25 protein-coding genes, 2 pseudogenes and 2 riboswitches are annotated in these 25627 nt (G+C 35.7%); of the genes and pseudogenes, 15 read left to right on the top strand and 12 right to left on the bottom strand.

Annotation, left to right across the window (positions count from 1 at the left end; all coding sequences use genetic code 11):
• Positions 1-51 precede the first annotated feature (51 nt).
• From KI369_RS17675 to KI369_RS17665, 3 genes are all read left to right on the top strand, one after another.
• Complete coding sequence (locus tag KI369_RS17675; protein WP_212956808.1) at positions 52-1770, top strand: DUF3981 domain-containing protein; 1719 nt, start codon at positions 52-54, stop codon at positions 1768-1770.
• Between the two features lie 126 nt (positions 1771-1896).
• A complete protein-coding gene (locus KI369_RS17670) occupies positions 1897-3147 on the top strand; it encodes a multidrug effflux MFS transporter (protein ID WP_212956797.1) in 1251 nt (416 codons plus the stop codon).
• A 259-nt stretch (positions 3148-3406) separates the two neighbouring features.
• Positions 3407-3910, top strand: a complete 504-nt coding sequence (locus tag KI369_RS17665) for a hypothetical protein (protein WP_212956796.1) — start codon at positions 3407-3409, stop codon at positions 3908-3910.
• Positions 3911-3926: 16 nt separating this feature from the next.
• On the opposite strand, the gene KI369_RS17660 is transcribed toward KI369_RS17665, so the two are convergent.
• Positions 3927-4142, bottom strand: coding sequence for a DUF3951 domain-containing protein (locus KI369_RS17660; RefSeq protein ID WP_212956795.1), 216 nt, complete (start codon positions 4140-4142; stop codon positions 3927-3929).
• A gap of 170 nt (positions 4143-4312) precedes the next feature.
• A riboswitch (SAM riboswitch) is annotated at positions 4313-4418 on the top strand.
• A gap of 134 nt (positions 4419-4552) precedes the next feature.
• Between KI369_RS17660 and KI369_RS17655 the strand changes: the two genes are divergently transcribed.
• Genes KI369_RS17655 through KI369_RS17635 form a run of 5 tightly spaced genes read left to right on the top strand, consistent with a single transcriptional unit; the run spans position 4553 to position 9853 of the window.
• Complete coding sequence (locus KI369_RS17655; protein WP_000289321.1) at positions 4553-5470, top strand: ABC transporter permease; 918 nt, start codon at positions 4553-4555, stop codon at positions 5468-5470.
• Between the two features lie 17 nt (positions 5471-5487).
• Positions 5488-6492 carry an ABC transporter permease gene (locus KI369_RS17650; protein ID WP_212956794.1) on the top strand — a complete coding sequence of 335 codons (1005 nt, stop codon included), beginning with the start codon at positions 5488-5490 and terminating at the stop codon, positions 6490-6492.
• Complete coding sequence (locus KI369_RS17645) at positions 6449-7459, top strand: ABC transporter ATP-binding protein (RefSeq protein WP_212956793.1); 1011 nt, start codon at positions 6449-6451, stop codon at positions 7457-7459. The genes KI369_RS17650 and KI369_RS17645 overlap by 44 nt, the downstream gene beginning before the upstream one ends.
• A complete protein-coding gene (locus KI369_RS17640; RefSeq protein WP_212956792.1) occupies positions 7456-8229 on the top strand; it encodes an ABC transporter ATP-binding protein in 774 nt (257 codons plus the stop codon). Before KI369_RS17645 ends, KI369_RS17640 begins: the two co-directional genes overlap by 4 nt.
• A 13-nt stretch (positions 8230-8242) precedes the next feature.
• Positions 8243-9853 carry a peptide ABC transporter substrate-binding protein gene (locus KI369_RS17635; protein WP_212956791.1) on the top strand — a complete coding sequence of 537 codons (1611 nt, stop codon included), beginning with the start codon at positions 8243-8245 and terminating at the stop codon, positions 9851-9853.
• Positions 9854-9869: 16 nt separating this feature from the next.
• On the opposite strand, the gene KI369_RS17630 is transcribed toward KI369_RS17635, so the two are convergent.
• Entirely contained in the window at positions 9870-10337 is a 468-nt protein-coding gene (locus tag KI369_RS17630) for a YusW family protein (RefSeq protein WP_212956790.1), read from the bottom strand.
• Positions 10338-10509: 172 nt separating this feature from the next.
• Between KI369_RS17630 and KI369_RS17625 the strand changes: the two genes are divergently transcribed.
• From KI369_RS17625 to KI369_RS17615, 3 genes and pseudogenes are all read left to right on the top strand, one after another.
• The gene (locus tag KI369_RS17625; RefSeq protein WP_212956789.1) at positions 10510-11409 is read left to right on the top strand and encodes a helix-turn-helix transcriptional regulator; all 900 of its coding nucleotides are present in this window, start codon (positions 10510-10512) and stop codon (positions 11407-11409) included.
• Positions 11410-11420: 11 nt separating this feature from the next.
• A complete protein-coding gene (locus KI369_RS17620; RefSeq protein WP_212956788.1) occupies positions 11421-11612 on the top strand; it encodes a hypothetical protein in 192 nt (63 codons plus the stop codon).
• A pseudogene (locus KI369_RS17615) lies at positions 11609-11958 on the top strand (ABC-2 transporter permease). Before KI369_RS17620 ends, KI369_RS17615 begins: the two are co-directional and overlap by 4 nt.
• A gap of 42 nt (positions 11959-12000) precedes the next feature.
• Here KI369_RS17615 and KI369_RS17610 read toward each other — a convergent pair.
• From KI369_RS17610 to modA, 7 genes are all read right to left on the bottom strand, one after another.
• Complete coding sequence (locus KI369_RS17610; RefSeq protein ID WP_212956787.1) at positions 12001-13641, bottom strand: peptide ABC transporter substrate-binding protein; 1641 nt, start codon at positions 13639-13641, stop codon at positions 12001-12003.
• 389 nt (positions 13642-14030) lie between these two features.
• Positions 14031-15671 (bottom strand): peptide ABC transporter substrate-binding protein, encoded by a 1641-nt coding sequence (locus tag KI369_RS17605; RefSeq protein ID WP_212956786.1) that lies wholly within the window; start codon positions 15669-15671, stop codon positions 14031-14033.
• Between the two features lie 128 nt (positions 15672-15799).
• Positions 15800-15905, bottom strand: a riboswitch (SAM riboswitch).
• 151 nt (positions 15906-16056) lie between these two features.
• Complete coding sequence (gene pgoN / locus KI369_RS17600) at positions 16057-16890, bottom strand: glyoxal/methylglyoxal reductase (protein WP_212956785.1); 834 nt, start codon at positions 16888-16890, stop codon at positions 16057-16059.
• Between the two features lies 1 nt (position 16891).
• Positions 16892-17695, bottom strand: coding sequence for a pyrroline-5-carboxylate reductase (gene proC, locus KI369_RS17595; RefSeq protein WP_212956784.1), 804 nt, complete (start codon positions 17693-17695; stop codon positions 16892-16894).
• A 211-nt stretch (positions 17696-17906) separates the two neighbouring features.
• Positions 17907-18758 (bottom strand): GRP family sugar transporter, encoded by an 852-nt coding sequence (locus KI369_RS17590; RefSeq protein WP_000353549.1) that lies wholly within the window; start codon positions 18756-18758, stop codon positions 17907-17909.
• A gap of 299 nt (positions 18759-19057) precedes the next feature.
• On the bottom strand, positions 19058-19732 hold the full coding sequence (gene modB, locus KI369_RS17585; protein ID WP_212956783.1) for a molybdate ABC transporter permease subunit: 675 nt from the start codon (positions 19730-19732) through the stop codon (positions 19058-19060).
• Positions 19733-19737: 5 nt separating this feature from the next.
• Positions 19738-20544, bottom strand: coding sequence for a molybdate ABC transporter substrate-binding protein (gene modA, locus KI369_RS17580; protein ID WP_212956782.1), 807 nt, complete (start codon positions 20542-20544; stop codon positions 19738-19740).
• Positions 20545-20675: 131 nt separating this feature from the next.
• Between modA and KI369_RS17575 the strand changes: the two genes are divergently transcribed.
• Positions 20676-21623, top strand: a complete 948-nt coding sequence (locus KI369_RS17575; protein ID WP_212956807.1) for a substrate-binding domain-containing protein — start codon at positions 20676-20678, stop codon at positions 21621-21623.
• 63 nt (positions 21624-21686) lie between these two features.
• On the opposite strand, the pseudogene KI369_RS17570 reads toward KI369_RS17575, so the two are convergent.
• Positions 21687-21767: pseudogene (locus KI369_RS17570) on the bottom strand (DUF3948 family protein); the annotation flags it as partial.
• Between the two features lie 426 nt (positions 21768-22193).
• Entirely contained in the window at positions 22194-23060 is an 867-nt protein-coding gene (locus KI369_RS17565) for a LysR family transcriptional regulator (protein WP_061677920.1), read from the bottom strand.
• A 128-nt stretch (positions 23061-23188) separates the two neighbouring features.
• Here KI369_RS17565 and KI369_RS17560 point away from each other — a divergent pair, with 128 nt between their 5' ends.
• Together KI369_RS17560 and KI369_RS17555 are read left to right on the top strand one after the other, a co-directional pair.
• Positions 23189-24157 (top strand): DMT family transporter, encoded by a 969-nt coding sequence (locus KI369_RS17560; RefSeq protein WP_212956781.1) that lies wholly within the window; start codon positions 23189-23191, stop codon positions 24155-24157.
• Positions 24158-24178: 21 nt separating this feature from the next.
• The gene (locus KI369_RS17555) at positions 24179-24319 is read left to right on the top strand and encodes a YrzO family protein (RefSeq protein ID WP_000894069.1); all 141 of its coding nucleotides are present in this window, start codon (positions 24179-24181) and stop codon (positions 24317-24319) included.
• Between the two features lie 60 nt (positions 24320-24379).
• On the opposite strand, the gene KI369_RS17550 is transcribed toward KI369_RS17555, so the two are convergent.
• Positions 24380-24475, bottom strand: coding sequence for a DUF3948 family protein (locus KI369_RS17550; RefSeq protein WP_001059999.1), 96 nt, complete (start codon positions 24473-24475; stop codon positions 24380-24382).
• A gap of 336 nt (positions 24476-24811) precedes the next feature.
• On the opposite strand from KI369_RS17550, the gene KI369_RS17545 reads away from it, so the two are divergent.
• On the top strand, positions 24812-25417 hold the full coding sequence (locus KI369_RS17545; protein WP_212956780.1) for a lysophospholipid acyltransferase family protein: 606 nt from the start codon (positions 24812-24814) through the stop codon (positions 25415-25417).
• The last annotated feature ends 210 nt before the right edge of the window (positions 25418-25627 follow it).

Below are 25627 nucleotides of genomic sequence, written 5' to 3'. Positions count from 1 at the left end.
TTATTTGTTATACTAAAAGGGAAGACAAAAGAAAAGGGGACATTGCCTTTGATGAAATTTTTAATTTTAGCTATTCTCACTTTGTTTTTGATTCCATGGACAAGAAGCGGTAGTAAACTTCGAGCAGTGGATAAGAAAGGGGATGAGAAGGTTGTAAAGGGTAAGAAATCATCCATTTTAGTTATTCCTGTTTTATTTTGGATAGGTATTGCAATCTATGAATATATTTGGCTAATTGATGATCGAGCAGATTCGATTCTTACTCATTATTCTGTTGCAGTAGCAGTTTTAATTGGGCTTGTTTTATTTTCACAAAATCAAATAGGGAAATTAGAAGGTACGTTAAAGGGACTTCTAATGTTTGTTTTACTCGCAAGTTACGGCTATTTTGGTTATTTGCACGATATAGTAATCTCGCAAACGAAATATGATTCTGTTGTAAAGGTAGAGAAAGATATTTCAGAGCCATTTACTGAAAATGATCAGCCGTTTACAGTGCCGCCAAAGACAGCGGAGAATAAGATGAAAAAAGTATTTGGGGATATTCCGAAAGTAGCTTATTTTGAGCTAGGAGAATTAACACCACAAATGGTAAATGGTGAGGCTTTATATGTAGCACCGATTGAAGTTTCAGGCTTTTTTAAAGCACGTAAAGCGGAGACAATTCCAGGGTACGTAACGATGTCAGGTACGAATCCTGATGCGGAAGCGAAACTGCATCTTGGTTATAAAATGAAATATGTGCCGAGCATGTTTTTTGGTAATAAACTAGAACGTGTCGTTCGAAAAGCAGAACCGGATTTAATTTTTAAAGGGAAACCTAAATTCGAAGTTGATGATAAAGGGAAACCGTATTATACAATGACGTATGGAGAATTTATTTCAGGAAGATCTGGATTTGAGGTAGAGGGTGTTGTAGTAGTAGATGCACAAACAGGTGAAGTGAAAAGATACGACAAAGGAAAGGCACCTAAATTCGTTGATGGCGTATTAAATCACGAGACCGCATCTACGTTAAATACGTATTTCGGTAAATATATTCACGGATTTTGGAATACGAAATTCTCGCAAACTGATATGAAGATTCCGACTGAGTGGGGAACGAAAGAAGGAGTTACACCAATCTTCGGTAAGGATGGAACGCTATATTACTTTACTGATTTCACCTCTCCGAAAGAAGGAGTAGATTCTGCGTTAGGTTACTCGCTTATCGATGCGCGTACAGGTAAGTTGTATTACTATAACGGAAAAGAAGTAAAGGGAATTATGGATGGTTCAGCTGCTACAGAAGTAGTGGATAATTCTTTTAAGAGAGAGAAATGGCACGGAACAATGCCGGTTATTTATAATGTGTACGGTAAACCTTCTTGGATTGTCCCTGTTATTGATGACGGAGGATTAGTACGTGCTCACACGGTTATCTATGCTTCTAATGCGAAAATATTCGCAACAGGTTCGACGCAAAAAGAAGCGCTTGAGAATTATAAAAATGCGCTGAGCGGAAGTGGAGATTCATTTAGACCGACTTCAAACGGTAAAGAAGCACAAAAAGAAGGCGTTGTACAACGTGTATATAAAGAAAAATCAGGTGAAAATACAATTGTGTACGTACTAATAGAGAATGAACAAAAAGTATTTATGATACCTGTGAAGAAATTCCCATATGCTATGTTTACAGAAGTGGGAGATCCGATTCAAATCACGTATTTAGATACAGGAGAGGCGATGTCTTCCGTATCTAAATTTGCAAATAGCAATTTGAAAAAGTAAAGCGATAGAATTTCTATCGCTTTTTTTACGGTATGAAACAGGAAAATGCACTATACTTGACGTATGTTTATGTTGTAACTATAATTGTTACGATTCAGTGGTTATAGGAAAGGGTGAACGGAAAAAGTGAATGGAGTTAATCAAGAAATATATAAACCTGTAAAGACAAATAGGTTATGGATGATTCTTGTACTAGGGACACTTACGGCGATTGGGCCATTATCTATTGATATGTATTTGCCTTCTTTACCGAAATTAACGGATGATTTAAAGACAGGTGCATCCCTTGCACAGCTTACCTTAACAGCTTGTTTACTTGGGCTTTCAGTAGGGCAATTATTCATCGGTTCAATTAGTGATATTTACGGAAGGCGCAAACCTCTTATTATTGCTCTTATCATTTATGTTGCTTCTTCTTTACTTTGTGCTGTTGCGCCATCTATTTGGAGTTTAGTGTTATTGCGCTTCTTGCAAGGCGCTTCAGGATCAGCAGGGATTGTTATATCACGTGCAATGGTACGTGACATGTATTCAGGTTCTGAAATGACGAAGTTTTTCTCGCTCCTTATGTTAGTAAACGGAGCAGCGCCTATTTTGGCACCGATTATCGGTGGACAATTACTACAGTTCACAACATGGCGCGGTGTCTTCATCGTTCTTGGGGCAATTAGTGTATTCATGTTAATATCAGCTACTTTCGTATTACGTGAAACATTACCTCCTGAAGAAAGAGAAACAGGTGGTTTGTCAGGGACATTGGCGACGTACGGAAAACTGTTAAAGGATCGTTTGTTTATGGGATATGCATTGTCACAAGGGCTAGTAACGGCGGCAATGTTTGCATACATTTCAGGATCACCATTTGTGTTGCAGAACATATACGGAGCCTCACCACAGCAATTTAGCTTATTCTTTGCGATTAACGGTATCGGTATTATTATTGCTAGTCAGGTTACGGGTCGTTTAGCGGGGAAAGTGAATGAGAAGACATTATTCGTTGCTGGTATTATTATCGCAGCTGTTGGTGGCCTATCTTTATTACTGACAATCGTACTAGGAATAGGTTTAATTGGTGTTTTATGTTCGTTATTTCTTGTTGTATCAAGTGTCGGGGTTGTATCAACAACTGGTTTCTCATTAGCGATGAGAAACCAGAAACAAGCTGCAGGAACAGCATCGGCTTTATTAGGCTTATTACAGTTCATTTCAGGAGCACTTGTTGCACCTCTAGTAGGTATTGGTGGAAGCAACACCGCATTACCGATGGGCGTTGTGATAGCTCTTTGTGAAATTGGTGCTGTATTATGTTATCTATTTATGGCCAGAAGAAGTGAGAAGCAGTTTGAATTGCAACAAAGACAAAATTTAGAGGCTTAACAAAAAAGAACTGATTCAAAGGGAATATTTGAATCAGTTCTTTTTTTCATTTCTTTGAAATACCTCATATAGTTTTGTAAGGTGATGTAGTAAAGCAGTGCAAAAGTTATTTGTATAAAGTGGCGATACTGTGACAAACATGTTGGTATATATGTTACGATGTCGTCTTAAGTGTAAAAAGTAGGGGGTTCTCGGTATAATAACAAGTGGAGATAAAAGAAACTATAAGTAATAGCTGTAGATAAAAGGAGAAGAAGAGATGAAGAAGGTTTTGGGTATTGCTGTAATGGGAAGTATGCTCCTTCTAGCAGGGTGTAATGGAAATAAAGATACAAAAGAACCGAAAGAAAAGGTAGAGCAATCTACTGAACAAACAGAAGAGATAAAAGAATACCTTGCAGTACATGAAAAATACGATATAAAAATGAATAAAGAAATTAATAAAGCACTGCAGTTATTTGAAGTGGCAAAAGAAAAGGGCGGTAAAGAAATAACAAATGCTGCATATAAAGAAGATGTGCAAAAGGTAACAACGAGCATGCTAGAAGATATTGATCATATACGTAAAGAAATTCGTGTTCCGAAGTCGAAAGAGCAAGAACACGAGGTATACGCTGGTTTCTTGAATGAATCGGAACAAGCGATGAAAAAATTACAGAAGTTAGCTAAAGAAGAAGATTCATCGTTGATTCGTGATATAGAAATTAACTTTGCAACAGCATCGACATACTATAAACGTTTTCAAGCAGAAACGAAAAAATAACCTTGCACATGCAAGGTTATTTTTTCTTCTTACCATCTCCGTCTTCATCCTCCGATACTAATACCTTCTGTTCTTCGTGAAATTCGGAAATGGTTTGACCGGTAATATTATCGAATGGAGTATAAAAAGAAGTGATACGTTTCTTTTTAATAAAGAGTTTATAGAAGCCGATGATGACAAGTACAACGATTGTTAAGGGTAATCCTATAGTTGCAAGAAGTAAGGGATCCATCTTATAACTCCTTTAACAGTATTTCTTTTTATTATAAGTGAAAACTGTAATTTCGATAAATAGCATTAAAAAACTGATTTTTCTAAATATATCCAATTTGATTGACTTTTCATTTTTTCAGAATTATAATTCGAAATATACAATTTGAACCAAATAATAATATAGCAATTTACTTATCCAGAGAGGTAGAGGGACTGGCCCTATGACACCTCAGCAGCGGGTTCTTTAACAGGAACACCGTGCTAATTCCAGCAAGCAAGTCTTGAAAGATAAGTGATGGGCCTTCGTTTATTAAGCCTTGATCTTATTTTTTAAGATCAAGGCTTTTTGTATTTTAAGAAGCGGAAAAGTAATAGGAACAAATATGTCAATAAAACAAAGTAAATTCATTTGTTTAGGGGGTTATTGAAGTGTATGTTATTAAAAAACTATCGGTTATGGTGTTCACGTTATGGGTCATTACAACAGTAACATTTTTGATTATGCATATCATTCCAGGGGATCCATTTTCATCAGATGCGAAAATCTTTCCTGAAGAAGTGATCCAAAACATGAGAGCGAAGTATCACCTTGATGAACCGTTATGGAATCAATATGTCGCTTATTTAGATGGTGTAGTTCATTTTGATTTTGGTGAATCTGTTCAATCGACGGGGCAAGGCGTATCAGAAATTATTACAACAGGATTTGGTCCATCGGCGATTATTGGTTTACAAGCACTTGTTATTTCACTATTAGTCGGAATTGCGGCAGGTACATTTGCAGCTCTATATCATGGGAAAGTAATTGATTATAGTGTGAGCTTACTTGCGATTCTCGGTATATCTATTCCAAGTTTTATTTTAGCACCATTATTTATACAAGTATTTGCTATACAGTTTGAACTTTTACCAGTAGCGTCTTGGGGCACATTCGAACATACGGTATTGCCATCCTTCGCATTAGCATTAGGACCAATTGCAGTGATTACGAGATTTGTTCGCTCTAATATGATTGAAGTATTGCAGAGTGATTATATTAAATTAGCAAGAGCGAAAGGTATACCAATTAAGAAGATTATTATAAGGCATGCCCTTCGAAATGCAATTGTTCCAGTTCTTACATTTGTTGGGCCGTTAATGGCTGGACTTTTAACAGGGACTTTCGTTATTGAAAAAATATTTTCCATTCCTGGTCTAGGAAAATATTTTGTAGATAGTATTTTTAACCGAGATTATCCAGTAATTATGGGGACAACAATTTTCTATAGTGCATTATTAATTTCTTGTATTTTCATTACAGATATTATTCATCGCATTGTGGATCCACGTATTCGTTCTATTACGTAAGGAGGGGGGATATTTAAATGGGAGCTTATGAAATTAATAAACAGTTATTAACGAATGAAGAGAAAAGAGAATTAACGATAAATAAAGATCAGCAAACGATTAGCCGAAAAAAGGAAGTGATTCGTAAGTTTATATCGAATCCAATCGCAGTTTTGGGATCAGTGACGTTATTACTAATTATTGCATTCTCTCTTATTGGTGAAAGTTTAACGCCATTTACTGCGAGTGAGCAAGTAAAAGAGGCAACAAACTTACCGCCTAGTAGTGAGCATTGGTTCGGAACAGATGATTTAGGTAGAGACATATGGGCACGTACATGGGCTGGTGGGAAAATTTCACTAACGGTTGGATTGGTAGCAGCAGCTCTTGATATAGGACTAGGTGTATTAATCGGTGGCTTTAGTGGATATGTGAGAGGACGTAGTCGTCTTGGAACGTTAATTGATGAATGGATTGTACGAGGGATTGAAGTGTTATACGGTATCCCATATTTATTAATTGTTATTTTATTATTAATCGTTATGAAACCAGGGCTTTTTACAATTATTATTGCCCTTGCATTAACAGGATGGATTGGCATGGCGCGTCTCGTTAGGGCACAAGTATTATCCTTAAAGCAAAGAGAATTTGTTATTGCAGCAGAGCGATTAGGTACATCGCATATGAAGATTATATACGGACATATCATTCCGAATTTAACAGGCATTATCATCGTAAATTTATCATTTACAATTCCGGCAGCTATTTTCTCAGAATCATTTTTAAGCTTTATCGGACTCGGAGTACAATCACCAGCAGCGAGCTGGGGAACGATGACGAACGATGCACTCGGGACTTTGCTAAGCGGAGAGTGGTGGCAATTATTCTTCCCGGCAATCATGATTGCACTCATCATGTTCGCATTTAATGCAATTGGTGATGGTTTGCAAGATGCAATCGATCCAAAAATCGTAAAAAGGAATCGAAAGGAGAAAAAACATGGGACAGCTCTTATCTTTAGAAAACGTAACGTTAGCCGTTGAAAAAGAGAATAGTAAGCAAGCGATTGTGAAACATGTTTCCTTTTCTATTAACGAAGGTGAAATTGTTGCACTTGTAGGAGAGAGTGGTTCAGGGAAAAGTGTTACAGCACAATCCATTATCGGGCTAAATCAAGAGTCTATTCGCATCGATGATGGAAGTATCTCTTTCCAATCTCAAGGATTAACGAATTTACAAGAATCAGAATGGAATCAAATTCGAGGGAAAGATATTTCTTTTATCTTTCAAGATCCGCTTTCATCTTTGAATCCGACGATGAAGGTAGGAAGACAAATTACAGAAGTAATTTTGCAACATGAGAAAAAATCGAAAAGAGAAGCAAAAGAAATTGCAATTAACTTATTAAATGATTTAGGGATACATGAAGCAGAGAAACGTTTTGAACAGTACCCACATCAATTAAGCGGAGGTATGAGACAACGTATTTGTTTAGCAATTGCATTTGCTTGTCACCCAAAGCTCGTTATTGCAGATGAGCCTACAACTGCATTAGATGTAACGATTCAAAAACAAATTATGGGGTTATTAAAAGCGCGAAAAGAAAAACAAAACACGAGTATTTTATTGATTACACATGATTTGGCGCTTGTACGTGAAGTAGCAGATCGAGTAGTTGTGATGTACGGGGGGCGTGTTGTTGAAAAAGGGACGATACAAGAAGTAATAGGTTCACCGAAGCACCCGTATACGAAAAGTTTATTGCAAGCTATTCCGAATATGGATGATGCTGAAAAGGTACTTAGAGCAATTGAGGGAACAACACCATCAATTGAAACATTGAATAGCTTTGGGTGCCCATTTGTAAATAGGTGCCCAGTAGCAATACAAGAATGCATTCATCGTTTCCCTGATAGAACATCATATTCTGAGGAGCACAGTTCACATTGTTGGCAACATGTTCTAGAGCATGACCAAGCGAAATCAAAAGAGAAGGTGAATGCCTCATGACGACAGATTTAATTACGGTAAAGCAAGTAACGAAAACGTATGGAAGTAAAAAGAAAGAAATCACAGCGTTAAAAGATATATCACTTTCTATCCCGAAAGGAACAACGCTTGGCATTATTGGAGAAAGTGGTTCAGGAAAAACGACACTTGGTAAGCTCATAGCCGGGATTGAGAGCCCAACGTCTGGTGAAATTGATTATAACGGTCAAGTTGTCCATAAGTTGAAGTCAACTCATAAACGGGATTTCTTGCAGAAAGTACAGTTCATTTTTCAAGATTCAACAGCTGCATTGAATCCGCGCTGGAAAGTGCGAGATAGCGTAACAGAAGGTTATATTTCATTCGGCTTAGGTGATAAAGGATTGAAGGATGAAGTAGCAGGTAATGCGCTGGAACGTGTTGGATTAGATAGACGATATATCGATCGTTATCCGCACGAATTTAGCGGAGGACAACGTCAACGGATCGCTATTGCAAGGGCGTTATTATGTGAGCCGGAAGTATTAATTCTTGATGAACCAATTTCAGCATTAGACGTTTCATTGCAAATTCAAGTTGTACATTTACTGCAAAAGATTCAAAAGGAGCAAGGCTATACATATTTATTTATCGCGCACGATTTGCCGATGGTTCACTACTTATGTGAAAAAGTGGCTGTCTTATATAAAGGAGAACTTGTTGAATTTGGAAATACGGACGAAGTATTCCGTAATCCACAACATTCTTATACAAAAACATTATTAGCATCAACACCAAAAATTTCGGGTTAAAGGAGAATGTAGGATGAAGAAGTTTTTACTGTTTGTCATTATGACTGTTTTAGCAATCACTTCGGTCGCTTGTGGTAAGAAAGAGACGCAAAAAGCAAGTGCCGGTAAGGGAGAAGGGGATCGATTAGTAACGAATATTGGTAGTGATCCATATACACTTGATTCCGCTATTGCAACAGATAGCACGTCAGGTTATGTAATAGGGCATTTATTCTCAAGCTTATATACGCAAGATAGCGATGGGAAATATCAAAATGAATTAGCAGAGAAAGAAGAAGTAAATACGGATGGAACTGAATATACAATCCATTTAAAGAAAGATATTAAATGGTCAGATGGTTCTCCTATTACAGCAAATGATTTTGAATTTGCATGGAAGCGATTATTAAATCCGAAAACAGGCTCTATGAACGCGACAGAAATGTATTTTATTAAAGGTGCAGAGGCATATAATACTGGAAAAGGTGAAGAAGGCCAAGTTGGTATTCAAGTTGTTGATCCTCAAACATTAAAGGTAACGCTTGAGCACCCAGTTGCTTCTATTAAACAAAAATTAGCGAGTTCATTATTTATTCCATTATCTAAAAAATCAATTGATGATAACAACAAATTAAAAACAAATCCAAAAGAGTTAATTACAAATGGACCATTCACGTTAAAAGAATGGAAGCATAACCAAGCAATTACAGTACAAAAAAATAAAGAATACTATGATAAAAAGGTAACGTTAAAAGAAATTGAGTTTCGTATTATTCCAGACTCTAAAACAGCGTATCAATTGTACAAATCCAAAGAGTTAGATTTATTAAGTGGCTTACCACAAGAGATGATTGAGAAAGAAAAGGGGAATAAAGAATATAAACGTGTTGCGGGCTTCTCATCTTATATTTACTCATTTAACGTAGAAAAAGAGCCATTTACAAATGCGAAAGTACGTAAAGCATTTTCATTAGCAGTTGATCGTAAGTTTATCGTTGAAAAACTGTATAAGAATAATGCGCAAGAAGCATATGCATTCGTTCCAGAAGGAGCAAAAACACAAAGTGGTCGTGATTTCCGTAAAGAAAAAGGTGATTACGTAAAATTTGATACAGCAGAAGCGAAGAAATTACTAGAAGAAGGTATGAAAGAACAAGGATGGTCTACATTACCTGAAGTAACATTAAAATTCACTACAGATACACAGCATAAAAAAGTAGCAGAAGCAATGCAGGAAATGTTTAAGAAAAATCTTGGCGTAGATATTAAATTAGAAAATAAAGAGTGGAAGAGTTACATCGACACATATAAGCAAAGTGATTTCCAATTAGCTTATATGGGATGGGGCGGTTCTTTATTAGACCCAATTACTAAACTAGATTTATATGCAGGTGATGGTCCAAACAACTATGCAAAATGGCATAATAAAGAATTTGATGCTTTAGTGAAAGAAGCAGAAGTGGAACAAAATGAAGATAAGCGTTTTGACTTACTGCATAAAGCGGAAGATATTATGTTTACAGATTCACCATTAATCCCAATTATATTCCCATCGGATTCTTATTTACAGAAACAAACGGTATCTGGACTTCAATATTATGTTGGATCTAAACCGGATTTAAGATATGCAAAAATAAAGAAGTAGGCAACTGCCTACTTCTTTATTTTATTTCTCTTTTATACTCTTTTTTTGTTCCATCAGAGAAGACAACTTCTAACTCGAATTTTTGATAGTCTTTATCAAGTTTGAACACGTTTAAGACTTGATCGATTACTTCTTGGTCAGGAGTATCTTTATCAAATTTTAATTCTTGTAGAAGTGGGCTTAATTTTGTGATAGCCTCGTCACCTGTAAACTTTGCATTTGATTTGTGGTCTTCAAGTTTTGCTTCCATTTTTTTATCTGCTGCTACGTTTTTATAATCAGCCTCATAGTCTTTCTTCGTATCTTGATAGTCTGCATCTAAACTAAATTCATTGAAGTTTAGTTTTAAATCAGCAGGGGCTTCATTCTTTGCCTCTTCTGTAGTCTTTTTATTGGAAGTTGTGTCTTCTTTTGCAGGAGCCTTACATCCTGTTAATGCGGGCACTAGCATAAGCGCTAATAAAACTGATAGTAAAATTCTCATTATAAATTCCTCCTTATGTAAATTGGTTCTATACAAGTTTTTCCAAAAAACATGTAATTATGTATGTGTTGAAAATAAATTATTAACTTGTAGCCACAAAGCTTAATCCGCAATTTAAATCAAAAACAATTTGTATGTATATGGTAAATTAAGGTTGTGAGGAGGGACTAAAATGCATGAAGAATATAAAGAGATGATAAAAAAATCAATTGAGTATATAGAGGATCACTTACATGAGGAGCTTACAACAGACAGAGTAGCATTTCACAGTGCGGTATCGATGTACCATTTTCATCGTATTTTTCAAAGGTATATTGGGATGAGTGTAACGGATTATATTCGAAAGAGAAGATTAACTCATGCTGCACAGGCTTTAGTATCAACTGAAAGAGCTGTTATTGATATTGCAATGCAATATGGCTTTTCCTCACAAGAGGCATTTACGAGAGCTTTTAAAAGAATGTTTCAATTGCCACCAAAGAAATATCGAAAGTACTTCCAGTCATTTTATATAGAAAGAGAGGGTGTTTCAATGCAAAAAGGTATACCGAAAGGATGGATCTTAAGTGGAAGTCATCCTGCTGAATATGAGATGGGTTTAGATTATGAAGTTGTTCATCAAGGGAAAGTATCTGCATACATAAAAGCAAAAGAGAGTGTTACGCACGGAGGATTTTCAACATTAATGCAAATGTTCCGAGCGGATAAATATGTAGGGAAGAGATTACGTTTTACAGCATTTGTTAAGAGTGAAAACGTAAGAGATTGGGCAGGGTTGTGGATGCGAGTAGACGGAAATGATACGGAACCGCTCGCTATGGATAACATGCAAAATCGCCCCATTAAAAATACGAATAACTGGCAATCGTACTCGGTTGTATTAGATATAAAAGAAGGAGCGCTTGGTATTGCATTTGGTGTTTTATTATCAGGAGAAGGCTGTGTGTGGCTAGATAGTATTCGATTTGATGAAGTGGATGAAAAAATTCCTTCAACAGATTTGGCTGAAAACTTTTATGAAACACTACTAGAAGAACCGGTAAATCTGCAATTTGAAGAAATAGAAAAGTAAGGAGAAAAGATATGCTCAAATATGTAAAACTAATAAGCATTAGTTTAGTAATATCGTCTTGTATTATGGGAATTAATTATTTCATTAGCTATCTTTGGTCAGGGCATATACCTTCTTTGACGTGGAGAACATATTTGATGTTTTTGTTTATATTTATGATGAGTTTTGGTTCAATGCAAAAGGAAGGGAAAGAGGATTATTGACAATAGTTTTCTTCCCCTTCTTTTTGCATTAAAACAAATATCCATATCTGTTTTCGGAAATACAGGTATGATCTTTAATATAATTTCACTATCGTTACAACTCGTAAGTTCGGGTGTAATCCTACCACATGAGATGCTTTCTAAAATATATCAAACAATCGGCGAATTATTTCCCGCAACCTATGCAGCAAATGGCTATTATACAATAATATTTGGGGGAGTTAGTTTAGAGAAAAATATTATTTCATTATTAGTCATTGTATTAGTTACACAATCGGTAGCAGTGATTACTTCATCTATAAAAGGAATTATAATGGGAAGGAATTCTGTAGTTAAAGAGGTATAAAATAAAAAAGGTATCCTCGATTGGATACCTTTTTTATTTTTATTATTTTGCAACTTCTGTCCACTTGTAGTTAAATTCACCGCCGAAGTCAGTTGTTACAAGTCCTTTAATAAATCCGCGTTGTAAGTAAGAACGACCTTGTTGGTATAAAGGAGCGACAGCACCGTCTTGTAATAAGATTTTTTCAGCTTGCTTCATTGCTTCAAAGCGTGCCTTTTCATCGCCAGCTAAATCTGTTTTCACTTTATGGATTAGCTCATCGTACTCTTTGTTAGAGTATTTATCGAAGTTATAAGCACTATCTGTTGTAAATAAATCTAAGAATGTAATTGGATCAGCAAAGTCAGGGCCCCAGCCGTCAATACCAATTTCGTAGTCACCACTTAATAGTAGTTTTAACTGTTGTTTACGTGGTTGCGGTTTTAAATTCACTGTTAATCCATCTAAGTTCTTTTCGAGTTCACCTTTTAAATATTCACCAGTCTTTTTAGCTAAAGCATTATCACTTGTTAATAGTTCAATTGTTACTTTGTCAGTACCAAGTTCTTGCTTCGCTTTTTTCCAGTTTTCTTTCGCTGTTTTCACATCATCCTTGACTAGATTTCCATTTTCTTTACGGAAGTCATTGCCTTCTGGACTCTTTGCAAATTTCGCAGGAACCATTCCTTCAGCTGGAACAGCGCCGTTATTTAAAATTGTTTCTACGTATGCCTTTTTATTCATTGCTCCGTTAATAGCAAGGCGTGCATGTTGATTTTTTAATGTTTCATTTTTTTGATTTAGTCGTAAAAATTGAATACCAACTTCAGCGCGTTCTTTGAAGTTTGGATCGCCCTTATATTTATCAACAAACTCTGCAGTTAAAGCAACACGATCAATTTGTCCTGAATCATATAAGTTAACTTCTGTAGACTTATCTTTAACGACATTGAAGTTGATTTCTTCTAATTTTACCGTTTTAGCATCCCAATAGTTAGGATTCTTCTTCAATTGGAAGCTTTGTTCATGCTTCCAGTTATCTAATGTGAAAGCACCGTTGTAAATTAAATGATTTGTTTCTAAACCGTATTTATCGCCTTGAGACTTTAAGTACTCTTCATTAATTGGTAAGAATGTTGAGAATGTTGTTAAGCTTAAGAAGTAGGGAACAGGACGGTCTAGTTGTACTTCTAAAGTTTTGTCATCAACAGCTTTAATACCTAATTGATCAACCGGTAATTGTTTTTGGTTTATTTGTTTCGCATTCTGTATATCGAAGAATAAGAATGCATATTCAGCTGCTGTATCAGGATTTACGGCACGTTGCCAAGCGAAGACGAAATCCTTTGCTGTAACAGGAGTACCGTTTGACCATTTTGAATCACGCAGGTGGAATGTATATTTTGTTTTATCAGGACTAACGTCAACTGACTCAGCAACACCAGGAATCGGTTTATTATCTTCTCCCATTGCATATAAACCTTCAAAAACATTTCGCATTACGTTCATGGATTCCCCATCCGTTGCTTTCGCAACATCCATTGTTGGAATTTCTGAAGCGAATGATAAGTTAATTGCCTGTTTATCAGGTGCCTTATCATTTGCTTTCGCTCCGCTTGCATTATTTTTATTTCCTCCGCAAGCAGTTAGTAATAGACTTGCCCCTAAAACAGATGCAACAACAGGTACAACTTTTTTCTTCATTGTTCGTTCCTCCCTAAATGTGTGTTGTTCGTAACGTCATAATGTTCATGTCTTGAAGTGTAACTATAGAAGAAGAGAAAGCCTATTATAGATATGTGCATGTAGGTAATCAGGTGTTCTATATGTATATACATGATGAACTATAATCTATCGTTATATGTTTCAGCATAGAAGACATTATATTTTGATGGTTAAATATTTCGTTTCTTTGATTATTTAGAATATTAACATTAGAAATAACTATATGTCAATAATAAAAATAGGAGTATTATTTTTTGAGAATACTATATTAAAAAAGCGGATTTTCTCCTATTGAGAAATCCGCTTTTAATACATTTTTCCAATAAAACAATTGGTATGGGGAGAAAAACTTCAATTCAGGTTGCCTTTTATTTTTCAATTTGTGCCCATTTGAAGTTTAATTGACCTGCAAAGTCTACTTGCACAATTCCCTTCACATAAGAACGTTCTAAATAAGATTCTCCTTTTTGATAAAGAGGAGCGATAACAGAGTCTTTAAATAATATTTTCTCGGATGCTAGTAATGCTTCCCAGCGAGCTTTTTCATCACCGGCTAAGGTTGTTTTCACTTTTGCTATTGTTTCATCGAATTCCTTATTAGAGTAATGATCTAAGTTATAAGGGTTATTCGTTGTAAATAGCTCAAGGAATGTAATTGGATCCGCAAAGTCAGGGCTCCAGCCGTCAATTCCAATTTCGTAGTCACCTTTTAATAAAAGTGAAACTTGTTGTTTACGTGGTTGCGGTTTTATCGTCACTGTTAAGCCATCTAAATTCTTTTCTAGTTGTCCTTTTAAGAATTCACCAGTTTTCTTCTCAAGGTCACCGTCACTTGTTAATAGTTCTAACGTTATTTTTTCAGATCCAAGTTCTTGTTTCGCCTTTTTCCATAATTCTTGTGCAGATTTTGTATCAACCTTTGTTAAATCACCATTTGCAGTACGGAAGTCTGTTCCGTCAGGTCCTTTTGCGAAGTTTTTCGGCACGAGACTAGAGGTTGGTGTAGAGCCGTCATTTAATAACGTATTTACAAAGGATTTTCGATCGATTGTTTGATCGATTGCTTGACGTGCAGAAACGTTTTGAAGTACTTTATTTTGTTGATTCATACGTAGAAACTGTACCCCTACGTTCGGACGTTCTTTAAAGTTGGCATCTTTTTTATATTTATCAACGAAGTCAGATGTTAGTTTGATACGGTCTAATTGTTTTGACTCGAATAAATTTACTTCTGTAGATTTTTCTTTTACGACGTTAAAATTGATTTCTTCCAGTTTGACAGTATCTTTATCCCAATAGGTAGGGTTTTTCTTGAATTTAAAGCTTTGCTCGTGCTTCCAATCGCTTAGTGTAAAAGCTCCGTTGTACAAGATTGTATTGTCTTCTAAAGCGTACTTATCACCTTGTGCTTTAAAGAATTCCTCGTTAATTGGTAGAAATGTTGGGAACGCTGTTAAGCTAATAAAGTACGGAACAGGACGCTCTAATTCTACCTCAAACGTATGGTCATCAACTGCTTTTACACCAAGTTGCTCGGCTGGAAGTTCTTTGTTGTTAATTTTTGTTGCGTTTTTAATATCAAAGAATAAAAATGCATATTCAGAGGCTGTTGCTGGATCAACAGCTCTTTGCCAAGCGAAGACAAAGTCTTTTGCTGTAACAGGAGTGCCGTTTGACCATTTTGAATCTCGCAGGTGGAATGTGTATTTCGTCTTATCGCCACTTACTTCATGAGATTTTGCAACACCAGGGACAGGTTTGTTACCTTCACCAAGATTATACAAACCTTCAAATACGTTTCGCATTACTTGACCAGAATCAGTATCTGTAGCACGAGCTGTATCCATTGTTCGTATTTCAGTAGGTGAAGATAAGTTTAAAACCTGCTTACTAGGCGCCTCGTCTTTTGCATTTGCTCCGCCTGCTTCGTTTTTATAACTACCGCAACCAGTTAATAAAATACTTACTCCTACAACTGATGCAATACCGGGTACAAACTTCTTTTTCATTTGATTTTCCTCCTAAATAATTAAGTTTGGATGATGATGAGGGAAATGAAAAAAAATCCCTCTTTTCATATTGAGAAAGAGGGATTTTTACGTACAAGTTATGCACCCGTATATAAACGAAGTCCCTCATTCTATCTTTCAAGCATAAAGCTTGCAGGAAGTGGCACAGTATTCAAAAATGAACCTGCTGCCGAGGTTTCAAAGGGCCAGTCCCTCCACCTCTCTTGATACAATGAGTAAACGAATAAACTTTATTAATTTTTGCGTTTCTTTGATAATTCAAAATCTTACACCTTGGATGATGAAGTGTCAACTGAATGGAATATAGTTTAAATTTTCAGTTTTCTTTAATGAAAAACCACTGCATATGGCAGTGGTTTTTCTACTAGAAGTTAAAGTTATCTGGATCTGGACCAACGCGACGATCTTCATTTAGAGCTTGAATTGCTTTCATGTCATCAGCACTTAATTCAAAATCGAATATATTTGCATTTTCAATAATGCGATGTTCTTTAATAGATTTAGGGATTGTTACAACTTCGTTTTGTAGATCCCATCGTAAAATAATTTGTGCAGTAGATTTATTATATTTTGTCGCAATTTCTTGTAACGTTGTATTATCTAGTAGCTGTCCTTGCATTAATGGTGACCAAGCTTCAAGCTGGATATTATGTTCTTTACAGAAAGCGTGTAATTCTTCTTGTGCTAAACGTGGGTGGTATTCCACTTGGTTGACCATTGGCTTAATTTCAGCAATTTCAAATACGTCTTGTAAGTGGTGAATATGGAAATTACTCACGCCAATTGCACGAACACGGCCATCTTTATAAAGCTTTTCTAATGCTTTCCATGATTCAGTATATTTCCCTTTTACAGGCCAATGTACTAAATATAAATCTAAATATTCTAGACCTAATTTTTCTAATGTCGTTTCAAATGCTTGAAGTGTCGTTTCATATCCTTGATCGCTATTCCATACTTTTGATGTAATAAATAATTCTTCACGTGAAACACCTGATTCACGGATTGCTTGTCCAACGCCTTCTTCGTTTTGATAAATTGCTGCAGTATCAATGCTACGGTAGCCATTTTTAATTGCTGCTTTTACAGATTCAATTACTTCTGAACCATCCTCTACTTTAAAAACACCTAAACCAAACCAAGGCATTTTTACACCGTTATGTAATGTTGTATAGTCTTTTAAACTTGTTAAATGCATATTATTTCCCCCTAGCTTTTTTGTTTGTTGCTTCTACTGCTTTTTGAATTGCCTCTGAAAAATTATATTTATATAGAGATTTGAGACCCTCAGCTGTGGAACCACCTGGTGTTGTTACTTGTTCGCGGAGGTTAGCTGGATCTTGCGTTTGTTCAAGCATAGAAGCAGAGCCGGAAATCATTTGAATGACAAGGTGTCTTGCGGTTACTTCATCGACTCCATAACTTTTTGTTGCTTCAATTAAGCTTTCAGCAAAGTAATAAAGGAAAGCTGGTGCACTTCCAGTAACTGCAGTAAGCTGATGAACTTCCTCTTCAGTGCAAAGTTGCGAAGTACCAATGCCCCTTAAAAGCAGTTGCAAGGTTTCCTGATGTATCTCGTTTACTGATCGTCCCATTGTATATAAGGAGATAGACTTTCCAATTTCAGCAGCTGTATTTGGCATAATCCAAGCAACAGGTGTTCCCTCGGGAAGTCTTTCTTCTAAATAAGATGGGCCAATGCCAGCGGCTACTGTTACGACGAGTTGCTTCGATAGTAACGGAGATAATTCTGCTAATAATTCTTCATGCGCAGAAGGTGGCATTGCTAAAACAATCGTATCAACAGATGTAACATGTTGCTTCCAATCTGTTGTAGTGGACACATTATATCGCGCTTGTAATTGTTCTAGCTTTTCTACGTTGCTTCGGTTAGAAACGATAATTTCTTCGATGTATTCTTTGCTTGTTTTAAGTAATCCGGAAAATATAGCTTCTGCCATACGACCAGCACCAATAAATAAAATTCGATGTTTAGTTAGCATATCCTTTATTCCTTTCTAGTGGAGATATGTTATAAAAAACGATACCATTTTTAAGAGAATTTTGTAAAAAGAAAAGGCTTATTGTGAGAAGGATGAAAATGGAGGGAGGTGGGTAATACAAATAAAGTTATAAAAATTATTATACTTAAAAAACAGTGGTAATAAAAAATCCCTGAAGCATAACCGCTTCAGGGATTAATAGTTTATAAGTTTATGCTTTTGTCATACCTAACAATACGGCGCCGCCGATAATTAAAACACTACCTAGTGCAATAAAGATCAATTGACGTTTTGTTTTCTTTTCACCTAAGAAGACAATCGCACCGAATGTTGAGATAACGATTCCAGTTTGAGATAATGGGAAGCTTGTTGCTACTCCAACACGTGGTAGTGAAAGAAGTAAGAATAAGTTTCCAGTTCCCCATAGTAAACCAGATAAAGCATTACGGATTGCATATTTGTTAAATGGTTTATGTTTAGATGTCAGTACAACCGCACCAACAAACATACCAACTGCTTGTGGTAAAATAGCAGACCAACCATCGATATTATACCAACGGATAATAATTACATATACAAGATAACCGAAAGTAGAAACAATTAAAGTAAGAAGTCCTTTTTTCAATTGTCCTGGTGGCTGAGCATTTTCTTTATCATCTAATGATGTGAATACAACACCAACTACGATTAATAGGATTGCAATCGTTCCCAGAACAATCGTTGTTGTAGTAGTCCACTCACGGAAAGCGATAACCCCAAAGATAGAAGTTGCAACAAGTTGCATACCAGTAGAAATTGTTACAGTAGTTGAAACACCTAGTTTTTCAACTGTTTTTAATTGGTTTACTTGTCCTAAAGCCCAGAATAAACCTGAAATAAAACCAACAATCAAGACTGTCATTGTTAAAGCGGGTTGAGTAAATACATACATAATTGTTGCGAAGAATAGAGCACCGATTGTCATACCTACCGTTTGGCTATATGCACCACCGCCCATTTTTACGCTTACTAATAAGATGTTTCCCCATGCAATTGCAGGAAGAAGCGCTAATAAAATGTCCATTACAAGACTCCCTTCGATTTCCTATACCAATATAATTACATATCGTTCTAACGATCGGTAATGCCCCACTAATAGAGTAGAAGATTACCGATCGCTAAAACAGGATGAAGAATTCACGATATAAATGCGTTTTCATTTCTTCATTTTTTGAAACACCTCCATATAATAACAGGAAATTGCCTATTTTAGAAAGTGAATTCAAATAAAATGTATATTTTAATAAGAGGTAAAATTCAGTTATTTCCCGACTGCTTATTTATTTCCTAAGAAATAAATAAGCAGCTTCGAAAAAAGCTGCTTTAAGAGTTAGTAATTTTTTTATTGATAAGCTGGATACATAGCAGAAATAGGAGTGACATACTAATAGTGATAACTACAAGTGTCCAAGCGAGTTGCATATTACTTGCATCAATCGCCATATAAATTGCAGTTGGGATAGTCTGTGTTTTACCAGGAATGTTTCCAGCAAACATGAGTGTAGCACCAAACTCACCGAGCGCACGAACAAAGCTCAAAATCATTCCGCTTAGTAAGGCAGGAAATGCAAGTGGAAGTGTGACGTGTAGAAAAACTTGATATTCACTTGCACCAAGGTCACGAGCACTTTCTTCAATTTGTACATTTGCGATAGAAAATCCTGTTTTTGCTGATTGGTACATAAGCGGGAATGCAACAACTGTAGAAGCGATGATTGCAGCAGTAGATGTGAACATAATAGAATGCTGAAACAAGGATTCTATCCACATTCCAATGGGACTATTATTTCCAAAAATGATAATGAGAAAAAAGCCAATTACAGTTGGCGGAAGTACCATTGGTAATAAGAAAATTGTTTCTAATATAACTTTATATCGCCATGAGGAGCGGGCTAAAGCCCGTCCGATAATCGTTCCTAAAATGGTAACGATAATGGTGGCGCATGCAGCTACTCGTAAAGATAGAAAGATTGGTGACAAAATAGCATCAAAGCTCATGGCAATTATGATAGGACTGTAAATCCATATTTCTTAAAGATAGATTGTGCATCTTTTGACTGCAAATACTCATAAAATGAAGTCGCCTCTTTCTTGTGCTTAGATTCTTTTATAACACCTAAAGGATAGTGAATTGGCTCATGAGAAGTAGCTGCTGCTGTCTCTCCAATTTTTACTTTGTTTGAAATAAGAGCATCTGTTTTGTATACAATACCAGCATCGACATTACCTGTTTCTACATATGTTAACACTTGGCGAACATCTTTTGTAAATACGATTTTATTTTGAATGTCATTCCATAGGTTTTCATGTGTAAGAGAAGTCTTCGCGTATTTTCCTGCAGGTACTGATTCAGGTGTACCAAGTGCGATTTTCTTGATTTTTTCATCTTTTAAATCTTGAATTTTTGAAAGGGAACTATCTTTTGGGACGACTAGAACGAGTTCATTTCCAAGAAGATTTTTCCCTTCTTTTTCATGAATGAATCCTTTTTTAACAAGAGTTTGGAATTTATCTTCGGCTGCTGAGAAGAATAAATCAGCAGGTGCACCTTGTTCGATTTGTTGTTGAAGTGCACCAGAAGCACCGAAGTTAAAAGAAAGCTTAATAGTAGGTTCTTTTTCTTTATATTTTGTTTCAATTTCTTTTAATGCATCTTGTAAGCTTGCAGCAGCTGATATAGTAAGTTCAACTGTTTTTCCTTCTTTAGCAGTTGATTTCTCTTTCTTATCTCCACTTGTACATCCAACGCTAAATATAAGAAGAAAAGAAAGTATAAGTGCCCCGATGGATCGTAATGTAAACTTGTTCATAAAAAAATCCCCTCTCGTTTTGATATAATTAATTATAACTAATTATAATTAGATATAACTAGTTATAATTGAATATAATTTGAACGATGTAGTTGTTTTTATATAGGAGAAATATTCTTTTCTTTGTTACAATGAAGGAAGAAAGTGAGGAATCGTCTATGGATCATCATTCCTACACAACGGAAGAAGTAGCGAAGCGATTAAAAGTATCAAAATTAACTGTATACGATCTAATAAAAAAAGGAGAACTGCCTTCTTATAGAATTGGTAGACAGATGCGCATTGATGCAACGGATTTAGAACAATATATAAAGCAAATGAAAACAGGGAAAATACAAGGTACTCCTGTAAAGAGCGAAGATAGTGGAGGCTTGAATACATGTATTATTAGCGGACAAGAACTAACGTTAGATATGTTGGCGAAACGTATAGAGAATCGCCTGCCAAGTTCAAGTATATTAAGGGCATATCAAGGTAGTTTAACGAGTTTAGTAAAGATGTATCAAGGGGAAGGAAATATCGTTAGTTTGCATTTGTTTGATGGCGAAACGGGTACATATAATGTTCCTTACGTAAAACGTATTTTAGTTGGACAACCGTGTACGATGATTAATTTATTAGCGAGGAACGTCGGGTTTTATGTGCAAAAGGGGAATCCTAAAAATATAAAAACATGGGATGATTTATCTCAATCATCTATACGATTTGTAAATCGAGAAAAAGGCTCTGGCATTAGGGTGTTAGTCGATGAACAATTGCGAATTCAAAAGTTAAATAAAGAACGTATTAATGGATACGAATGGGAAGAATCGAATCATCTTGGTGTTGCCACGCAAGTCGCAAATGGAAAAGCTGATGTAGGAGTAGGATCAGAAAAGTTTTCGCAAATTGTAAATGTAGACTTTATTCCAATCATGAAAGAACAGTATGATTTGGTGATTTTGAAGAATAAAGAAAATGAAAAGCTGATTGAAGCCGTGAAAGACATTCTGCAATCGGAAGAATTTCATAATGAATTAAAAGCGATTGGCGGATACGATATGACGAAAACAGGTCAAATTATATATGAAATAAACTAAAAAGCTGCTTGTCTATAAGACGAGCAGCCTTTTCTATATAAAGGGGTTTGGGGAAACAAAGTGTTAAACAAGACCTTGAGCAAGTGTGTAAATGAAAGCTGTAAGAAGAGTAGCTCCACTTGCAAGTCCGATAAAGTGAAACTTTAATCAGTGAGGGCGGGGTATCCCTCGCTGATTATTAGTTGAACCAATCGGGCTTTTACGGGCAGTTGATCCCAAACCTAACTTCTTTGATTTCGTTGAATTTTGAAGTGGGGGTCTTACTGCCCGTTAATGCGGGGAAAAGTCTGATTTGTTGAAAGTAATGTTGTTCATTATAATCTCTTCTTATTTGTTTAGTGTAGTTGCAACAGATTTTGCATCGACAAGTGCGGATAGCACCATGCCCATTGTATTTAAAAATTTGTTTGATTTCATTTTGTTCATCATGTGTATCCGCTCCTTTTCGAATTGTTGTTGCCCTGCTTTATGTCTTAATTATAGGAAATATAATCGCCTGCAACTATCGAATTAGCTTACGGGAGGCTTACACTTTTGTAAGAAAAAAAGACATTCATGTAAGAATGTCTTTTAAAGCATATTGATATGATGATGCTCTTCAATTGTTTTTAAAAAGCTACGCATTGAATTCGTCATATAGCTATCTTTACGGCGTATGAAAACTGTTGAAATACTACCATATTTTTCAGGGATTGCATGACAATGCACTTTACCTGCTTTAGAAAGATGGTGGACAGCAGATTGTGGTACAAGTGTAATTCCAAGGCCGAGTGCAACACTGTTTAATATCGTCTCTAATATATTGAATTCCATAATTCTTTTTGGTAGCAAACCTTCATCTTTCAGCCATCGTTCTAGTTTGGAACGATATCCACATCCTTGGTTAAAAACGAGTAGAGGCGTTGTTGTAAATTCTTCTATATGAAAAGCTTTATTTTGTGTTACAAGCATTAATTTTTCTGTGCTAACATCATACTGTTCGATTAGTGGATGTTTAATTGGACCTGATATAAAGGCACCATCTAATTGATGGTTAAGGACTTCTCTAATCAATTCTTCTGTTAAACCTGCTTGTAATGATAAATCGACATTCGGATAGCGTTTATAGTAAGAAGATAAAATGGTAGGTAATGTACTTACTGTTTCGACTGTACCAATTTTTAATATACCAGACGGTGTTTCACTATCTAAAAATACTTGTTTTAGCTCATCAACATCTTGCAAAATTTTATGAACATAAACGAGCATTTTTCTTCCTTCAGCTGTTAAAGTCATGCCTCGTTTATGACGATAAAAGAGCGGTGTTTTTAGTTCGTTTTCTAGTTGTTTAATACGTGCAGTTACATTTGATTGTACGTAGTTTAATTCCTTTGCTGCGCCACTTACACTACCTTGGTCGGCAACACTTTGGAAGATTTGTAAGTCTCTTAATTCCATAGTATGATCCTCCTTGATGTTAACTATCATTATAAGTGATAGTTAACATCATTTTGAATCATTTTACGTGATATATTTTTTCTTTTACAATTCTCTTTGTGCAAATAGAAAGAAGCGGAGGAATTGTATTGAGAAAAGGTCAAATGATAATAGGGGCTTTAGCATGTTTAATTGCAAGTATGTCATGGGGAGCGATGTTTCCAGTTGCTGATCATGCGTTAGAATACATAGATCCATTTTATTTTTCACTTATTCGCTACGGAGCGGTGGCAATCGTACTGATTGTATTGTTGTTAATGAAAGAAGGAAAACAGGCATTTCGTTTAGAGGGAAGAGGAAAGTTACTTGTCTTTTTCGGGACGATGGCGTTTACTGTATATAATGTACTTATATTTTTAGGTCAAATGTTAATGGGAAAATCAGGCGTGATGGTAGCCTCCATTATGGAAGCACTTATGCCGATGATTTCTATTTGTATTCTATGGGGATATAAGCATGTAAAACCGAAAAAGTATATGATAATGAGCATGATGATCGCTTTTGTAGGAGCTATATTTGTTATTACAAAAGGTGATATGAGTTTCTTTTTAACATTGAAAGATAACATGTTTTCACTAGCGTGTATATTTGTTGGGGTTGTAGGTTGGGTTATCTATACGATGGGTGGCCAAACGTGTAGCGATTGGTCAACATTACGTTATTCTACGTTGACGTGTGTATTCGGTACGACTGTTACAGGGATTATAACTGTAATCATTACATCGCTTGGATATGTACCGGTTCCGAGCATGGGAACGATTTCTATCGTGAAATATGATTTATTGTTTATGATGACATTACCGGGAATCGTAGCATTACTCGCCTGGAATTATGGTGTGAAAATCTTATCATCTATTAATGGGATTTTATTTATTAACTTTGTGCCTATTACGACTTTAATTATTATGATGATGCAAGGATATCAAATAACAATGTTTGATATTGTAGGAACTTTACTTGTTATTGCAGCACTTATTCGCAATAACGTTTGTCAGAGAAAAGAAGAAAATATAAATAAGAAGATTTTACAAGAAAAGCAATTACGCCAAGCTGTTTAATAGGCAATTGGAGGATTTCATATGTTAGAAAGTTTATTGTTTTTCTTTGCCGTTGGAGTTGCTTGTGAGTTGGCAGCAATTAATCGCAATGGTCGTAAGAAGATAAAACAACAAGCTGAAATGATACAGCTTTTAAAAGAGTTGAAAGAAAGAAACATTTAAAAAGACGACCGGGCATAGACGGTCGTCTTTTTCTATATAAAGGGGAAAGGGGACACAAAGTTATACAAGCGTAGCAGCGTAAATAAAAGCAGTAAGAAGAATTGAGCCGCTAGCTAATCCTAAAAAATCTAATTTGTTAAAAGTGATATTGTTCATCATGTATTCTCCTTACTTGTTTAATGTAGAAGCAACAGATTTTGCATCGATTAGAGCGGAAAATACCATGCCCACTGTATTTAAAAAATTGTTTGATTTCATTTTGTTCATCATATGAATCCGCTCCTTTTCGAATAGTTGTTGTTTCTTTCTGACTTAATTGTATGTAATATCTTAAGAAGTAACTATCGAATTAGCTTACAAGAAAATTACACTTTTGTAAGAATTGAAATGTAACAATTAATACTTAAAATTATTACCAACTCCTAAAACTTAGTGTTATAATTGTTGTAAGAAAATGATTATAATTCGGATGTTCAGAAAGGGACGAAACAAATGTATAAACCAATTACATTTTTGTTAAAATATATATTTAAAACCGCTGGGAAAGTAGAAGTGCAAGGAAGAGAAAAGTTACCAGAAGGTGGCCCGTATGTTGTTGCTTGCACGCATACAAGTTTTATGGATGTATTAATGTTAGCTACAGGGATGTATCCGACTCAAATTCATTACATGGCCAAAAAAGAATTATTTGAAGGGAAGTTCAAAAATTGGTTCTTTAAAAATGTGAATGCATTCCCTGTAGATCATGCGAATCCAGGACCGAGTACACTTAAAATTCCATCACGCCTATTAAAAGAAGGTAAAGTAGTGGGGATTTTCCCAAGTGGAACGCGATCAACAGAGGACGTTTCATTAAAAGCTGGGGCTGTTACGATTGCGCTACGTTCTAACGTTCCGTTAGTACCGGCAGCTTATATTGGCCCATCAAGTATAAAAGAATTAATAAAAGGGAAAAAAGCACAATTGATTTTTGGAGACCCAATTCAAATTGATGCTGAAGAACAAATAGATCGAAAAACAGCTATGAAAATGATGACAGATCAATTAAATGAGAAGTTTGAGGAGCTAAAGGAAACTTTACAATCAAATCAAAAATAAGAAAAGACGACCGGGTATAGACGGTCGTCTTTTCTATTGCTATTTATAATAAAGTGAAACTTTAATCAGTGGGGGTTTTGTTCATCCCCCACTGATTATTAGTTGAACCAATCGGGATTTTACGGGCAGCCCGACTCCCACCTAGCTTCTTTGCTTTCGCTGAATTTTGAGGTGGGGGGTCTTACTGCCCGTTAAATGCGGGATAAAAGG

The sequence above is a fragment of the Bacillus sanguinis genome (assembly GCF_018332475.1).
GTDB classification, from domain to species: domain Bacteria; phylum Bacillota; class Bacilli; order Bacillales; family Bacillaceae_G; genus Bacillus_A; species Bacillus_A sanguinis.
The sequence above is the reverse complement of the archived record's forward strand: the minus strand, read 5'-3'. Positions and strand labels throughout refer to the sequence as shown.

What these genes read in the sequence shown, in the direction of transcription:
- KI369_RS17550 (WP_001059999.1), bottom strand. Translation starts at nt 24,475, where the DNA reads ATGAACAATATCACTTTTAACAAATTAGATTTTTTAGGATTAGCTAGC.
- KI369_RS17545 (WP_212956780.1), top strand. Translation starts at nt 24,812, where the DNA reads ATGTATAAACCAATTACATTTTTGTTAAAATATATATTTAAAACCGCT.
- KI369_RS17675 (WP_212956808.1), top strand. Translation starts at nt 52, where the DNA reads ATGAAATTTTTAATTTTAGCTATTCTCACTTTGTTTTTGATTCCATGG.
- KI369_RS17645 (WP_212956793.1), top strand. Translation starts at nt 6,449, where the DNA reads ATGGGACAGCTCTTATCTTTAGAAAACGTAACGTTAGCCGTTGAAAAA.
- KI369_RS17590 (WP_000353549.1), bottom strand. Translation starts at nt 18,758, where the DNA reads ATGGACATTTTATTAGCGCTTCTTCCTGCAATTGCATGGGGAAACATC.
- KI369_RS17605 (WP_212956786.1), bottom strand. Translation starts at nt 15,671, where the DNA reads ATGAAAAAGAAGTTTGTACCCGGTATTGCATCAGTTGTAGGAGTAAGT.
- KI369_RS17555 (WP_000894069.1), top strand. Translation starts at nt 24,179, where the DNA reads ATGTTAGAAAGTTTATTGTTTTTCTTTGCCGTTGGAGTTGCTTGTGAG.
- KI369_RS17640 (WP_212956792.1), top strand. Translation starts at nt 7,456, where the DNA reads ATGACGACAGATTTAATTACGGTAAAGCAAGTAACGAAAACGTATGGA.
- KI369_RS17625 (WP_212956789.1), top strand. Translation starts at nt 10,510, where the DNA reads ATGCATGAAGAATATAAAGAGATGATAAAAAAATCAATTGAGTATATA.
- KI369_RS17630 (WP_212956790.1), bottom strand. Translation starts at nt 10,337, where the DNA reads ATGAGAATTTTACTATCAGTTTTATTAGCGCTTATGCTAGTGCCCGCA.
- KI369_RS17650 (WP_212956794.1), top strand. Translation starts at nt 5,488, where the DNA reads ATGGGAGCTTATGAAATTAATAAACAGTTATTAACGAATGAAGAGAAA.
- KI369_RS17610 (WP_212956787.1), bottom strand. Translation starts at nt 13,641, where the DNA reads ATGAAGAAAAAAGTTGTACCTGTTGTTGCATCTGTTTTAGGGGCAAGT.
- proC (WP_212956784.1), bottom strand. Translation starts at nt 17,695, where the DNA reads ATGCTAACTAAACATCGAATTTTATTTATTGGTGCTGGTCGTATGGCA.
- modB (WP_212956783.1), bottom strand. Translation starts at nt 19,732, where the DNA reads ATGAGCTTTGATGCTATTTTGTCACCAATCTTTCTATCTTTACGAGTA.
- modA (WP_212956782.1), bottom strand. Translation starts at nt 20,544, where the DNA reads ATGAACAAGTTTACATTACGATCCATCGGGGCACTTATACTTTCTTTT.
- KI369_RS17665 (WP_212956796.1), top strand. Translation starts at nt 3,407, where the DNA reads ATGAAGAAGGTTTTGGGTATTGCTGTAATGGGAAGTATGCTCCTTCTA.
- KI369_RS17575 (WP_212956807.1), top strand. Translation starts at nt 20,676, where the DNA reads ATGAAGGAAGAAAGTGAGGAATCGTCTATGGATCATCATTCCTACACA.
- pgoN (WP_212956785.1), bottom strand. Translation starts at nt 16,890, where the DNA reads ATGCATTTAACAAGTTTAAAAGACTATACAACATTACATAACGGTGTA.
- KI369_RS17620 (WP_212956788.1), top strand. Translation starts at nt 11,421, where the DNA reads ATGCTCAAATATGTAAAACTAATAAGCATTAGTTTAGTAATATCGTCT.
- KI369_RS17565 (WP_061677920.1), bottom strand. Translation starts at nt 23,060, where the DNA reads ATGGAATTAAGAGACTTACAAATCTTCCAAAGTGTTGCCGACCAAGGT.
- KI369_RS17635 (WP_212956791.1), top strand. Translation starts at nt 8,243, where the DNA reads ATGAAGAAGTTTTTACTGTTTGTCATTATGACTGTTTTAGCAATCACT.
- KI369_RS17660 (WP_212956795.1), bottom strand. Translation starts at nt 4,142, where the DNA reads ATGGATCCCTTACTTCTTGCAACTATAGGATTACCCTTAACAATCGTT.